Below are 14,220 nucleotides of genomic sequence, written 5' to 3'. Positions count from 1 at the left end.
AGCATACAGTGTATCCCTTGTCTCGCGGCTCGCTCAGGAAGCAAACCGGTTCTGAAGCAAAAGGACTCATTGACGTTTGCATGAATGTGCAGTAAATTTGCACAAATCATAAAAATCAATTTACCGAGTATGCAAATCCTCAACATTGCCGGATACAAATTTATCGAGTTGAATAACCTTGAGTCGTTACGCACCTCTTTGCTGGAACACTGTTGCGCACTCAAGGGAACTATACTGCTCAGCCACGAAGGCATCAACATCAGCCTTGCCGGATCTGCTGACGCAGTCTGCGCGTTTCAGGCACGATTGAAATCGGACGCGCGATTCAAGGATATCCGCTTCCATCAAAGCGTGTCCTCAGCGATACCCTTTAAGCATTTAAAAGTAAAGATTAAAAAAGAAATCATCACGCTGCGCCAGCCCGAGGCAGATCCCCGCGCACTTAGGGCGCCCGTCATCACACCGGCCGAATTCAGGCAATGGATGGATGAAAATCGCGATTTCACTCTGCTGGATACGCGCAACGATTATGAAATCCGTTTTGGCACTTTCACCGGAGCGGTCGATCTCGGTATCGCGGATTTCAGTGAGTTTCCTTCCGCTGCTGCCTCAATCGGGCGAAACAAGCCTGTTGTCATGTTTTGCACGGGCGGCATCCGCTGTGAAAAGGCCGCATTGCATTTATTAAGCCAGGGATATCAGGAAGTCTATCAGCTTGAAGGCGGAATCCTGGGCTATTTCAAACAAATAGGCGGCGCGCATTATGAAGGCGAATGTTTTGTGTTTGATGAAAGAATTTCTGTCAACAGCTGCCTTCAACACACTGGAACCCTGCAATGCCAGGTCTGCCAGGGACCCGTTACCAGAGAACAGCAAATCCTGCCTGGCTATATACCGGATATTTCCTGCCCCTCTTGCACACGCGCCAGCCAACGCACCTAAACTTTTCTCGGTTTGCTGAAGCCTGGCAAACCTTTGGACCGTACCAGGCTGGAACGATACGTTCAATCCCGGTTTTCATCTTTTTCTTCATCATCCTCTTTTATCCACTTTTGCGGCGTACCCGGCGGCCGGGGAGCCGTGTTAAACGGCGTGGGACGAAAACTGGCACTGCTGCCTTTTCCGGCGCCGCTGTCTTCCTGCGTCCTGGATGCCAGGATTTTATCCGCCTCAAAGGTGGCGATGATTTCATTCGATCGACTGATAAAATAATCCACCTTGACGCTGATCCTCGCATCGACTTCCAGTTTTTTTTCAATAAATAATTTTGCATCATTCAAATCCATGAATTCAGCGCAGGGAATCGCCGCGCCCCTAAGATATTTTTTGCTGACAAGATAGTTCATATTCACACTCCGCATGATGAGAGCACGCGCCCCCTCTGTCGCCAACCCGCTCTCATTATTAAGTATAAGACCCCATTCAAATCCATGAATTCAGCGCAGGGAATCGCCGCGCCCCTAAGATATTTTTTGCTGACAAGATAGTTCATATTCACACTCCGCATGATGAGAGCACGCGCCCCCTCTGTCGCCAACCCGCTCTCATTATTAAGTATAAGACCCCTGGACCGCGCATGCCGATAGCAAGGGCAAAACATCATATCTGCACATCCCGGCCATGCAAAAATGATCACTACTTTCCCCGCCGACTCCGGCAAAGGCGGCACAAAAACATTTTTTCATAAAATACAATTAGTTAAACGCAAAAACAAGAAGAACTGACTGGTACAATGATATACTGATATAAGAAAACAAAAAGAGTGTGAGAAACAGCGGGGAGCTTGATTGCAAAAACGCTGCCGGATGTGTTCCGGAGAACCAGCGAAAGAACTGATACTATTGCAAGCCAGGAGAACTTTTTCATGAAATCCACACTTTTGACAGTAATCGGATGCCTGACCTTATCCATGACCAGTCTTTCGTTTGCCTGGTCTGACAGCGCTTGCAGCGGTGGAAGCTGCGGGGCAAGTTATTGCAATCCATATGAATCGAACTGCCAATGCACTGACCCGGCTTGTTCTCATCCCGAAGATACCGATTGCATCAGCAGGGCTTACTGCTGTGAAGCATTTGGTAATATTGGCGCTCGCTGAGCACCACTGATAGAAATTGTTCGCAGGTTTTCTTCCGGACGCCGGATAAATCCGGCGTCCGGAAGAACATGAATGCATTTGCTCAATCCATCGCCAGACCAATTCAAGCGGCTTAGGTTTTCATCCGCCACAAGGCATCGACGAAAAACTTTCTTGAATCCATGAAATTCCGGACCACTTCAAATCCCGACTGTTGCGCCAGTTCATTGACTTGTGAGAGCAGGTATTTATGGGAATACTCAACGTGTATGGGTTCGATGGCGTCGAAGACAAACGAATGCCCGGTTGCCTCGATTGAAACAGTCTGCTCTTCAAGACTGACCAGGTAGCTTTCCATCGCCCCGCTATATACATTATATGTCGCGTAATGCCGGAATTTTCCCAGATCAAAATCTGCCCCCAGTTCATGGTTAATGCGCCTGAGAAGGTTCAGATTAAAATCACGCGTAATGCCGTCGCTATCATTATAGGCTCGCATCAGGATGTCAATGTCCTTGCGCAAGTCAAATCCCAGCAAAACATAATCATCTCTTTTGAGCGAGGCGGAGAGATGACGAAGAAATTCCAATGTTTCAGCCGGATCAAAGTTTCCTATGCTGGATCCCAGAAACAAGACCAGACTGCGGCGACTGGAATGGCTGCGCAGCCATTCCAGTCCGCGGAAAAAATCCGCGTGTATGGGCATTAATTCAAGCCCGCGGGTACGCAGATTGGATTCGCGCACAATCGACTTAAGATATGGCATGGATATATCAACGGGGATATAGGTAAAATTCAGCTTTGCCTTTAAAAATTCATCCGTCAGGATTTCAGCCTTGATCCCTTCTCCCGGACCCAGCTCCACCAGATTAAATGGGGAAGAGTCAAATAATTCGGCCATCTGCTTTTTATAAGTCGAGAGAATTTCGATTTCACAGCGTGTCAGATAATAATCAGGATGACGGGTTATTTGATTGAAAAGTTCGCTTCCCTGCTCATCATAGAAATATTTTGATTTTATCATCTTGCGCGGTCTGGTGAATCCGTCCAGCAGTTCTTCTGCAAATTCAGACTTTTCGGTATCCCGGGAATCGAAAGCGTGTTCACTTGCAATATCGATCACTCTGGCCATGAGGACTCCTTGACTTATTCATCTGAAAATCATGATCAGGCATCATCAGCCAGACGAATGCCGCTGAATTGCCAGCGTTTGTCAGGCTGAAAAAAATTGCGATAACTCTCACGAATATGTGTCCGGGGCGTTACACAGCATCCGCCGCGCAGTACATATTGATTGCTCATGAACTTTCCGTTGTATTCGCCCAGTGCGCCCTTGGCAGGTTTATATCCTGGATAAGGAGAATACGCGCTCGAAGTCCACTCCCATAAGTCTCCGAATAACTGCTGTTTGTGATTTTCCCCGCATGCAGCGGGATGATACCGCCCGGTCTCAAGAAAATTCCCGTTACCAGGTGTTAACCCGTGCAAATTCGCATAATGCTCCCACTCCGCCTCCGATGGCAGACGCAAATTCCGCCATCGCGCATAGGCATCTGCTTCATAATAGCTGACGTGAGACACGGGTTCGTCGGGATGGAGTCTCTGCAATCCCGTCAGCGTGAATTCAAACCATTCGGCATTAATCTTGCGCCAGTATAACGGCGAGTCCCAGCGGAATTTTTGCACGCAATCCCAGCCATCCGACAGCCAGTGATCCGCACATTGGTAACCGCCGGCATGGATAAACTCAAGAAACTCCCTGTTTGTCACCAGACGCGAAGCGAAAAGATAAGGTTTCAGTATTACTTGATGACGAGGCAATTCATTATCAAAACAAAATTGTCTGCCCCCGTATCCCATTTCAAAAATGCCGCCTTCAACCGAGTGCAATGACATGGGAGCAGATTGTTTACTTGCCGTGGTTTTAGTGTTCTGAATATAGGCTGGATAAGCAGGATGAATCGAGAAATTATATTTGATATCCATGAGCAGCAACTCCTGGTGCTGCTGTTCATGATGCATGCCCATGACAAGCAAATCTTCGACTTTTTTCATCCGGGTTTCCGGCAAGTCATCAAGCCAGGTGCACAAGCACTCATCCACATGCTGCCGGTAACGATACACTTCTTCCACTGTCGGCCGCGACAACAAGCCGCGCCGCATACGTGGATAAGGGTTCCCGAGAGACTGATAGTAAGAATTGAATAACATCTGAAACATGGGGTCAAAAGCAGAATACTCGGGCAAATGCGGCAATAACAGGAAGGTTTCAAAAAACCACGTGGTATGCGCGAGATGCCATTTAGGCGGGCTGACATCTTCCATGCTCTGGATAACATAGTCTTCCACCGCCAGCGGCTGGCAGATGGCTGTAGTCCTGTCACGCACCTTTTGATACGAGTGTATCAGTTGTTGTTTCACAGCCCTGTCATCCTGCAGGTCAATGCATTCATCTCTTGATTCTAGCAAAAATCAGCCCGCCTGACCAAGCGCACTCGGCAAGCTCCCAGACAACAGTATGAATAGACTCTTAATTCAGTTACTATTAATCCAGCCTATGACAAGCGGGCGAAAATCAACTCAAGGAAGACAAGATGAAAATCAGAACTTCTCAGCCGGTCATGGCAGACCGTGATAAAACCATGCGCAAGATCGCGGATTTCTGGAACAAGACATCCGAGGGCTGGCGTGCGATCTGGGGCCCGCACATACACCATGGCTTTTATGAACACACTGACCAGATCACCGTTACCCCGATTGAAGCGCAGGAACATCTGATCGAAAAACTGGCCAAAATGATCTGCATTTCACCGCGGGATAAAATCCTGGACGCGGGCTGCGGGATGGGTGGAAGCAGTCTTTATCTGGCGAAAAAATTTGGCGCCCATGTTTACGGCATCACTCTCAGTCACAAGCAAATGGCGATAGCCAGAGAATGCGCCCGCGCCACGGATATCCAGCATGTCACATTCACACTGGAAGACGCCTTGGTCATGAAATCATTCGTGGACGAGTCAATTCATGTTCTCTGGTCTCTGGAAAGCTGCGAACAGTTTTATGACAAATCCTTGTTTTTCAGACAGGCTGCTCGCGTGTTAAAACCTGGCGGAACTCTTATGCTCGCCACCTGGTGCTCTGATCAAGAAGAATATGACGGGCGTCAGGCGAAACAATACAGAAAGTTATGCCGCGCATTCGATCTGCCCTACATGCCGACGCTGGATCATTACCGCAAGCTGCTTGAACAAGCCGGATTTCAATTGTCTCTCTGCGAAGATTGGTCTTCTTATGTCATGAAAAGCTGGGAAATCGGCTTGTCTCACGTCCATGATTTTTCCTTTCTGTCACTCTGGAAATTGGGCGGCTTGCGCGGCTTGCGCTTTTTGAAACAAGCCCGCCTCATGCAGGAAGCTTTCCGGCAGCATCGTGTCAGATATGGCGTTTTCATCGCGCGAAAACCTGTATGAACCGATACATTCCTACAGTCACAGCCGCCAGGTTTTTCAAACCTTCAGACAAGCGTTGTATTCAGACCGCGCCCGCGTTAAAATCGCCCGCACTCTTATCTTATATCATCGACACATAAAAGGAATTTATCATATGCACTTCATCATTCGTCACGCCCATCATTTTCGCACCTTATATATGTTCGGCGCCCTCTGTTTGTTACTTTCCGGCTGCGTCAGCGGTGAAATGTAAACACTAAACTGCAGGAATAACGCCATGAAACCAACCCACCAAAGAAACATTGCCTTCAAATCACGCGCTATCTTGCTGACCGCAGCGGCATCATTTATGTTTGCCGGCACGGCCTGCGCCGACCAATCAGGCTTTTTCCCCAGCGCGAGCCGAATTCTGGGTACTTACACCCTGGATTGTGCTTACTGGTATGCGGGAGGCAATATCGGTTTATCACGCCTGCACGATAAAAAAACGCCGAACTCTGCCAACTCCGTGGATGAAAATGGCCCGGGATGGAGTGTCTACGGAGGTTACCGGTTTAACGCCCTCCTTGGTCTGGAGCTCGGCTATAACCAGTACTACAACTCCCGCGAAAGCATTGGTACGGGCGGACACGGAAGCAATATTATCGCCAAGACAACCCATTTCGCCGCTTATACCGCTCTCACCGGGCGTTATCCCTTATTCAACAAGATCAGCGTTATCGGCAAGCTGGGACCGGCTTACAGTTATGCTCTCAAGGAATTTACCGGCGGCGCATCAGCCAGCTCAGGGTCTGTCAGCGCTTTTGGCGGCATAGGATTTGCCTACAGCATGACCCGAAATGCGGATATCGTTGCTGACTGGTCAATGGTACAGGGCAATCATTATACTGGCAGCGCTGAATTGTACACGCTAGGCATGACATACGGTTTCATTTGATAACCTTTGATGCAGGATTTCGACGGCGGCGCGCCGCCGGCGAGCTGCTGCCCTGGTTTTGCTCAAGCCAGCTTCTTGCTGATCTTCATATAAGAAAATATTTTTACCACGCTCAAGACACCGTCAGTGTTACTGGCAATTTCCACCGCTGCATTCGCCTGATCTGGCGGTAAAATTCCCATTAGAAAAACAATTCCATTTTCTGTCACCACCTTGATTTGCGAGGCATCCAGGTCATTCGACGCAATCAGCTTCGTTTTGACTTTGGCAGTGATCCAGGTATCACTGATGCGGGTCAGAGTGGAAGAGGGGCTTTGAACCTCAATCAGATTATATACATTGCCTACATCCGGAATGGCTTTGACAATCTTTTCAGCCTCGTGTTTCTGCCAGGATTCCGGCACTTGCCCCGCCAGCAGCATTTCCTGATTGTAAGTAGAAATTGCGATATTGGTATTCTTGAATTTCTTGGTTTTGATGTATAAACCCTGGTACGCCTGCATGGTCAGATACTGGTCTTTCAAGTTTTTTTCGATACTGTGACGGTTATAAACAGCTTGCGCGCCGGTGGTCGCCATATTCATGCATCCTTGCAGACCAAACACCGCAGCAAGCAACACACAACAGCTTATCCATTTATTTCTCATGAGAATCGTACCGCCTTTTGCTCGCAGATTCTGATTAGAATTCATGATAAAGAATTGCCGCCTAGCCTAGCAAGGATTCGAACCGGTATATAAGAGAGGCCGTGACTTGATTCGAACGAACAGACCCTATAGAACCCACCGAAGTATAAGGGGTATAAACATATTCACCGCGTAAATACCAGCATTCCGTCAAGTTTCCTTCCAGGCCCGCGCCAATCTGGTATGCCCCTTTTGTTTCACTGACACTCTTGAATTTGGTCTGGATATAACCCAACCTGAGATAGCCAAATAACACATCATCCAGATTAATCATAGGAATGAAACTGATGCCGTAATTGTAATCTGTCTTCAGCGAGGCGTTATCTTTGTCATTCCCTATCGTGATGGATCCCGTGGTAGCAAACACTTCAGCCGCGAAATATAACCAGTCGCGCGCCCAACCGCCATAACCCGCCTGAATACCCGGATTCAGACCCACATAATGCAAGTCGTGTGATTGATAATCTGTATAGGTCAATGCGGGTCCCAGGTAAAACGAGCCCGATGCGAAAGCCGTGGACAAACTTCCTACGAAAATAGCAGTAGTGGTTAAAAATTTCTTAAACATGTCACTTCCTTATGTCCTAAGTAAAATCAATGCCTGCGGCCACAAGGCCGTCAAAATTAAAATGCGACAAGATAACAGAAGCAGCTGCAACAGCGCCATCCACTTTATATTTCTTCTCATTCCACTTCAACTGGCAATTCCGGTGTAATGATACCATGTTGCAGCCGCTGTAAGAGACCAACTGAAGTTTTACTGAAAAATCAGCCGATTGGAATTTGAGCCTCGGAAATTGTCAGCCGCCCACGGCCGGATTGTATTATAATAAAGTCATAAAATATAAAAAATAACGAGGATACAACATGCCGAATCCCTACAAAGACCTCAAAGATCATTACCTGAAACAAAAGCAAGTATTAAATGAACTGCGCGCGAGACAGATCACTATCGCTGAAAAAGCTGTTGTGAAGGCGGAAGCAAAAGCGGCGGGTCTTCAGACAAAAATTGATGTTCTCTCCCGAAACGAATCACACGATCCCGAAGAAATGCGCAAACTGGAAAAAGAATTGAAACAGGCCGCTGTTGAATTATCAGAAGCGAGGATCAATCTGGATGAAATCCGCAGCTTGGTCAATAGCGAATATACAAAGGATTTGGGTCAACTGATGGAATCCACTCGTCAACAGATGGCACATCCCGCTCCGCTAGCCAATGAAAAAGTGGAATTCATGGATTTATCCAATTACGACAACTTTGAAAAACTGGACACAGAAAATCACCATTGTATGGGTTATTACCGCATTAATGGACGGCATTTCTCTTTATGGAAATCCAATGAAGAAGACAGCATGTTTAAAGATACGACGCGCTCTCACCCTCTCTATGATGATAGAGCCTTACAAACCATGTATGGAGAACAATATTTTGGCGACAAAGCGACGCTGCAGGTCGGCATTCCGGATAGAGGCCCGCAAGAGGTGGAAAGACGCAAAAAAATCTCCAGTCTACAGGTTTCAGAATGGAAAGACTCCGGAATCGAAGTCGAAGGAAAAAAAATAGTCGAAATCGGCGGCGGCTCGGGATATCTCTCGGAAGAAGTAAAAAACCAGGGCGGCCATCCTATCAATGTCGAGCTGTGCAAGGAACGCTGTGAAAGCTGCGAGCAACGAGGGATTCCGACATATAATGGATTTTTGCAATCCGGCGTCGCCAATGAAGATGAATCGCTCTTGTTCAAATCGGCGGATATTGTCGCCTGCTACGACTTGCTGGAACATATCGTTAATCCGCATCAAGGCTTCATCCAGGCAGTGAACGCCGTTCTGAAAACCGGCGGCCACTTGTGCATACGCATTCCCGAAGGAAATGAACCGGAACTGCACCTGGTTGATCATGTGAATCACTTCAGTTTTTCCAGCCTGAAGAACTTTCTCAGTCATTTCGGTTTTGAATACGTGGAACGTCCGGAGGGCAAACGATATAGCGGAACCTTCCACGAACCTCAGTCTGAATTTCATACTGATATTCATCCCAACGATGTAACTGAAAAGGCAAAACATCCCCTGAATACACGCCGCATCGAAAACATGACTGTATATTTTCGCAAGACCAGGGACTGCGATTACAGCATTCTGGATAAATACAAGATCAGCCAGAGCGAAAAAATCAGCATGAAAAATGTTTGATGACATCTCCGTGATGCCCGTCAACAGTTTTCGCTAGTTGAATTCATTGATTGATAAAGCTATGGTGTGTCTAATTCATATCGAATTTCAACTGAGGAAGCAATGTTAGGAATAAGGAAAATTCCGCCGCTGCTACTCTTGTCTTTTCCGCTGCTGTGCATGGCAGGCGATGTCCATCAGCCTGTCTCCGCCAGTCAGGGCATGGTGGTCAGCGAACAGAAGATAGCCTCCCAAGCGGGCGTGACAATCTTGCGCGCAGGCGGAAACGCGATTGATGCCGCCGTCGCGGTCGGTTACGCCCTCGCGGTCGTGAACCCCTGCTGCGGAAATATCGGCGGAGGCGGATTCATGGTTATCCGCCTCGCGGATGGGCGCAATACTGTCATCAATTTTCGTGAAAAGGCGCCGCTGCGGGCGACGCAAAACATGTTTCTGGATAAATTCGGCAATGTCGTTCCCGGAAGCACAACGAATGGTTATCTTGCTGTCGCGGTTCCCGGCACCGTAGCGGGCCTTGAATTAGCCCTGACCCGGTACGGAACCATGACGCGCAGACAAGTCATGGAGCCTGCCATACTGCTCGCTGAAAACGGGTACCGCGTCACCGCCTTCGATGCCCGCTGGTTTCAGGCGTACGCATCAACCTTTCGCACCCAGCCTAATGTCGCCGCCATTTTTTTGAAGCAGGGCAAACCCTACCAGACCGGTGACTTGCTGATACAACAAGATCTTGCCCAGACACTCAAGCTGATTGCGGAAAATGGCGCGCATGAATTTTACAAAGGCAGTATCGCGCGTCACATTGTTGAATCCAGCAATCGTCACGGAGGAATCCTGACACTGGAAGACTTTTCAACGTACCAGGCTGAAGAACTCTCGCCCTTGACTTGCCGCTACCGCGGCTATGATGTTCTTTCTGTTCCACCGCCCAGCTCAGGCGGGGTTACATTATGTGAAATGCTGGGAATTTTGCAGCATTTTTCCCTCTCGAATGAAGGATTCCGTTCCGCGCAAAGCATGCAAAATATCATAGAAGCCATGCGTTACGGCTTCAATGACCGCAACACCTTTCTGGGAGATCCGGATTTTGTAAAAAACCCGCTTGAACAAATGCTATCACGCGCCCGCATGGAATCGCTGGCTGATAAAATCAAGGCCACTCGCCTGATACAACCCGAAAACATCATGATTGATTTTCATGAAAACACTGATACCACTCATTACTCCATTGTGGATCGGTTTGGCAACGCTGTCGCGGTAACATACACACTCAATGGTTTTTTTGGCGCGAAAGTCATCGCTGATCATACCGGTTTTTTTCTCAACGATGAAATGGATGATTTCACCGTCAAACCAGGCTTTGCGAACAAATTTGAACTGGTCCAGTCCAGCGCTAACGCTATCTCTCCGGGCAAGCGGCCGCTCAGCTCCATGACCCCTGTCATCGTCATGAAAAATGGACGGGTATTTCTGGTTTTGGGAAGTCCTGGCGGGCCGCGCATTATTACCGCTGTCCTGTTAACACTGATTAATGTGATCGATTACGGCATGAATATCAGGGCAGCGGTTGACGCACCCCGTTTTCATTACCAGGGCACCCCTGATATTGTCGATATCGAACCGCTCACCTTGTCATTTCTGACCAGCAAAGCGTTGGAATACCGCGGCTACCATATCACCACTCAATCCCCCTGGGCCGCCGTTGAAGCCGTACTCATTGATAAGGCAAACGGCATGCGCTATGGCGCCAATGATGACCGAAGACCGGACGGCGCTGCTCTGGGTTACTAGAAACAAAATGCGCTTGCACGGTAGAACAGACACGCGCTCAATCTACTAATTGTTTAGTTGACATCTACTAATGATTTAGTTAGATTCACTCTCATCTCTCTTAAAAAGGAAAACCATGATGGAAAAATATCAGCTGACGCCGGTCGAACACGAGTTAATGGAAATTATCTGGAAACTGGGACAGGGCACGGTCCGCGATGTCATTGCCTGTCTGCACCCAACCCGCCATCTCGCCTATACATCCGTTTCGACTATTTTAAGAATCTTGCAGCAGAAGAATATCTTGAAGGCCGTCAAAGCGGGAAAGCAACATATTTATCAACCGCTCCTCAGCAAGGAAACCTATGCTGCTCACTCTGTCAAAAATATGGTGAAACAGGTTTTTGCAGGCGACTCTGTCAACCTGGTCGCCTATCTTGTAAACAAGAATGATTTGTCACTTGATGACATTCAGGCCATCCAGACATTGCTGGAATCCAAGAAAAAGGAACTGGGAAAATGATGCGTGACATTTTAAGTTTACACACCTATTTTTTTATCAATTTCGCAGTCATGACGGGATACGTATTCGCGCGTTTAATAACGGCGGTTCCTGTGTTGAATGCCAGAATGCAGCAAATTCACAAATTGAAATTCGCGCGATCATGCCTGTTAGCGTCCCTGCTCATATTCCTGGTCATTTCTCCGCTGGCGCGCATGGCGCTATCGTCAGCGCCGGACAATGATTTCCAGCCAGTGTTTCATCACGCGGCCGCATTTTTCAGCAAGCCCCGGCAAGCTGTCGCCATTCAATTAGCCAACGCGGAATACATTCCATCCGCGCTGCCTGCCATGAATGCCGTATTGCTTGTCATTCTTGCGGGCATAGGCATGAGCATGATCATTTATTTCCGCAATATGCTGAGATTAATAAATATCCTGAAACACGCATATTGCCGCCACAAAATCCATCGCGTTCGGGTGTTGTTCTCAGCCTCCTGCAATACTGCATTCTGCTGGTCCATGCCGCGCCGTCATTACATTATACTACCCGAAAAAATCCTGGAACATTCCAGTGACAAATATCTGGCTGTGCGCCATGAATTGCAGCACATACGCCAGGGAGATACCGCCTGGATTCATCTCATGCAACTATTGAGATGGATATTTTTCTGTAATCCCTTTTTGTATTTATGGATACGCTGGCTTTCCGAATTACAGGAATTCGCGTGTGATGAGGAAATCATCCTGAAAAGAACAACCTCCCCTGCCGCCTACGCACAATGCCTGGTCAACGCGGCGCGGAACGCCATGGAGACGGAATTGCCCACATCTGGTGTGATCGCAATAAATGGTATTTCCAAATCGATACTTTACAGGAGAGTCAACATGTTATTCAGTTACAAAAAAAAGAGACACAAACTCGCGTTGATGACTGCGCACACAATTAGTCTGCTCGTCATTAGCACGGCCGCGCTGGCCGTAAACGGACTGTCACCGGCGGCGCCCGTATCAACGCATGAAATCGCCGCCATCGTCAAAAAATCATCCTGGTCGAAGGTGTTTCATATACAAGCGACATCCGAAGTGGTTGAAGAAATAAACCGTATTCGCACGCATGATCAGGCTAGCGCGCAAATGCGAGCCGCGCTGGATCGCATGGCGGAATACAAACCGTTTCTGCTGAAAGAATTCAGATCCAAATCAATGCCGGCAGATTTGCTCGCGCTGCCGCTGGTGGAATCAGGATACAGACCGCTGGATGAAAACGTCAATCCGGTGCGCGCGGCCGGAATCTGGCAAATCATTCCCAGCACAGGCAAAAGACTTGGACTGGTGATTGACGGTCAGCGTGACGATCGCATGAACATGAAACTTGCCACTGCTGCGGCATTATCTTACCTGAATTTATTGCATACGCAATTTCATGACTGGAAACTTGCTGTCATCGCATACGAGATCGGAGAAAATGAAACAGCAAGACTGATTCAGAAAACCGGTTCGCGCGATGCATGGGTGCTGGCCAGATCACCCGCTCTTGCCGAAAAGTATCAGACCGAATTGAAAAAATATCTGGCCATGTTTGATGCCGCAGTCATCATCATGAATCATCCTGAATTAATTCAAATGTAAATTGGCCGAACAAAGCCGTTTCGCACGATTTCATTACCGAAATGGCTTTGTTAGTTTGCTTGCGCAGTATCATTCTGTCATTGGCTGCAAAAAATCCAGGACAAAAATTAATCAGACATAAAATTTCCTTCCTGTTATATTTTGTGTTATAGTTCTTTCGAATTTAATTTACAGATAATTTCAGATTGATTATCAAGAAGTATTTAAAAAGCAAAATGCACTCACAGCGTACCTGGTAATATCATTAAGCGTGACCATCGCATCGAACTGAATACAAGCATGCTATCGATGCACTGAAATCTTGCTTTTATCGATGCTTCATGAACATCTGACAAGTGTTTTACAAGCAGAAACGGCCGGAACGCCGATTCTCTTCAGCATCAAAATTGATTATGGATGCTGGTTTGTTTTCATTCATGTTTGCAGCGATGTCTCGACTGTGGCATCACAGTGAGAGCTTTTCTTCGCGAGGTTATGAGGAGAATAAAAAATGTTAGCAATAATCAGAATGATCATGGCTGCCTGTGTATTTCTATTGTTAAGCGCGTGCGCGGACCAGAACAGTAATGGCTCCATTTCTTCATCCGGCGAACCAGGCGGTGCTTACTGTAAAAACAAAAGCTCCCTGTGCTACAAACAAGATGGAAAAAAATATCAAGTCATGAAGACGAGCAGGAATTATGAGGAAAAAGGCGTCGCGTCCTGGTATGGAAAAAAATTCAATAAAAAGCGCACCTCTAGCGGCGAACGTTACAACATGTACAAAATGACCGCCGCACACAAGACCCTGCCGTTATCCACTTACGTTCAAGTAACCAATCTGTCCAATGGGAAAAGAGTCATTGTAAAAGTCAATGACCGCGGCCCTTTCATAGGAAACCGCTTGATCGACTTGTCGTACGCCGCCGCCAAGAAACTGGGCATGGTCAATCAGGGCATAGCGCCCGTCTCTATCAAGGCGGTCAAAGTATAACTCTGCGCGCA

At 47.7% G+C, this 14,220-nt stretch carries 14 protein-coding genes; 9 read left to right on the top strand and 5 right to left on the bottom strand.

Annotated features, from left to right (window positions below):
- Positions 1 to 84: 84 nt before the first annotated feature.
- On the top strand, positions 85 to 942 hold the full coding sequence (gene trhO, locus AQULUS_RS01080; RefSeq protein WP_197737268.1) for an oxygen-dependent tRNA uridine(34) hydroxylase TrhO: 858 nt from the start codon (positions 85 to 87) through the stop codon (positions 940 to 942).
- A 62-nt stretch (positions 943 to 1,004) separates the two neighbouring features.
- Here the strand turns inward: trhO and AQULUS_RS01075 are convergent, their stop codons facing one another.
- Complete coding sequence (locus tag AQULUS_RS01075) at positions 1,005 to 1,346, bottom strand: hypothetical protein (protein ID WP_148337794.1); 342 nt, start codon at positions 1,344 to 1,346, stop codon at positions 1,005 to 1,007.
- 518 nt (positions 1,347 to 1,864) lie between these two features.
- Between AQULUS_RS01075 and AQULUS_RS01070 the strand changes: the two genes are divergently transcribed.
- Positions 1,865 to 2,095 (top strand): hypothetical protein, encoded by a 231-nt coding sequence (locus tag AQULUS_RS01070; protein ID WP_148337792.1) that lies wholly within the window; start codon positions 1,865 to 1,867, stop codon positions 2,093 to 2,095.
- Positions 2,096 to 2,207: 112 nt separating this feature from the next.
- On the opposite strand, the gene egtD is transcribed toward AQULUS_RS01070, so the two are convergent.
- Entirely contained in the window at positions 2,208 to 3,206 is a 999-nt protein-coding gene (egtD, locus tag AQULUS_RS01065; protein ID WP_148337790.1) for an L-histidine N(alpha)-methyltransferase, read from the bottom strand.
- A gap of 35 nt (positions 3,207 to 3,241) precedes the next feature.
- Entirely contained in the window at positions 3,242 to 4,543 is a 1,302-nt protein-coding gene (gene egtB / locus AQULUS_RS01060) for an ergothioneine biosynthesis protein EgtB (protein ID WP_197737267.1), read from the bottom strand.
- A gap of 125 nt (positions 4,544 to 4,668) precedes the next feature.
- Between egtB and AQULUS_RS01055 the strand changes: the two genes are divergently transcribed.
- Entirely contained in the window at positions 4,669 to 5,541 is an 873-nt protein-coding gene (locus AQULUS_RS01055; protein WP_148337788.1) for a methyltransferase domain-containing protein, read from the top strand.
- A 256-nt stretch (positions 5,542 to 5,797) separates the two neighbouring features.
- Positions 5,798 to 6,457: an outer membrane beta-barrel protein gene (locus tag AQULUS_RS01050; protein WP_148337785.1), complete on the top strand. Its 660-nt coding sequence runs from the start codon at positions 5,798 to 5,800 to the stop codon at positions 6,455 to 6,457.
- A 62-nt stretch (positions 6,458 to 6,519) separates the two neighbouring features.
- Here the strand turns inward: AQULUS_RS01050 and AQULUS_RS01045 are convergent, their stop codons facing one another.
- Both AQULUS_RS01045 and AQULUS_RS01040 read right to left on the bottom strand, forming a co-directional pair.
- Positions 6,520 to 7,149 carry a BON domain-containing protein gene (locus AQULUS_RS01045; RefSeq protein WP_148337783.1) on the bottom strand — a complete coding sequence of 210 codons (630 nt, stop codon included), beginning with the start codon at positions 7,147 to 7,149 and terminating at the stop codon, positions 6,520 to 6,522.
- A gap of 16 nt (positions 7,150 to 7,165) precedes the next feature.
- Complete coding sequence (locus tag AQULUS_RS01040; protein ID WP_148337780.1) at positions 7,166 to 7,711, bottom strand: outer membrane protein; 546 nt, start codon at positions 7,709 to 7,711, stop codon at positions 7,166 to 7,168.
- Between the two features lie 299 nt (positions 7,712 to 8,010).
- Between AQULUS_RS01040 and AQULUS_RS01035 the strand changes: the two genes are divergently transcribed.
- The 5 genes from AQULUS_RS01035 to AQULUS_RS13085 all read left to right on the top strand — a co-directional run bounded on the left by AQULUS_RS01035 (position 8,011) and on the right by AQULUS_RS13085 (position 14,209).
- Positions 8,011 to 9,333, top strand: coding sequence for a class I SAM-dependent methyltransferase (locus tag AQULUS_RS01035; protein WP_148337778.1), 1,323 nt, complete (start codon positions 8,011 to 8,013; stop codon positions 9,331 to 9,333).
- 102 nt (positions 9,334 to 9,435) lie between these two features.
- Positions 9,436 to 11,124, top strand: coding sequence for a gamma-glutamyltransferase (gene ggt / locus AQULUS_RS01030; RefSeq protein ID WP_148337776.1), 1,689 nt, complete (start codon positions 9,436 to 9,438; stop codon positions 11,122 to 11,124).
- A gap of 115 nt (positions 11,125 to 11,239) precedes the next feature.
- Positions 11,240 to 11,626 (top strand): BlaI/MecI/CopY family transcriptional regulator, encoded by a 387-nt coding sequence (locus AQULUS_RS01025; RefSeq protein ID WP_148337775.1) that lies wholly within the window; start codon positions 11,240 to 11,242, stop codon positions 11,624 to 11,626.
- Positions 11,623 to 13,236 (top strand): M56 family metallopeptidase, encoded by a 1,614-nt coding sequence (locus tag AQULUS_RS01020; protein ID WP_148337773.1) that lies wholly within the window; start codon positions 11,623 to 11,625, stop codon positions 13,234 to 13,236. The genes AQULUS_RS01025 and AQULUS_RS01020 overlap by 4 nt, the downstream gene beginning before the upstream one ends.
- A gap of 490 nt (positions 13,237 to 13,726) precedes the next feature.
- Positions 13,727 to 14,209: a septal ring lytic transglycosylase RlpA family protein gene (locus AQULUS_RS13085; RefSeq protein ID WP_148337770.1), complete on the top strand. Its 483-nt coding sequence runs from the start codon at positions 13,727 to 13,729 to the stop codon at positions 14,207 to 14,209.
- The last annotated feature ends 11 nt before the right edge of the window (positions 14,210 to 14,220 follow it).

The organism is Aquicella siphonis, from assembly GCF_902459485.1.
Classification (GTDB): Bacteria; Pseudomonadota; Gammaproteobacteria; order DSM-16500; family DSM-16500; genus Aquicella; species Aquicella siphonis.
The sequence above is the reverse complement of the archived record's forward strand: the minus strand, read 5'-3'. Positions and strand labels throughout refer to the sequence as shown.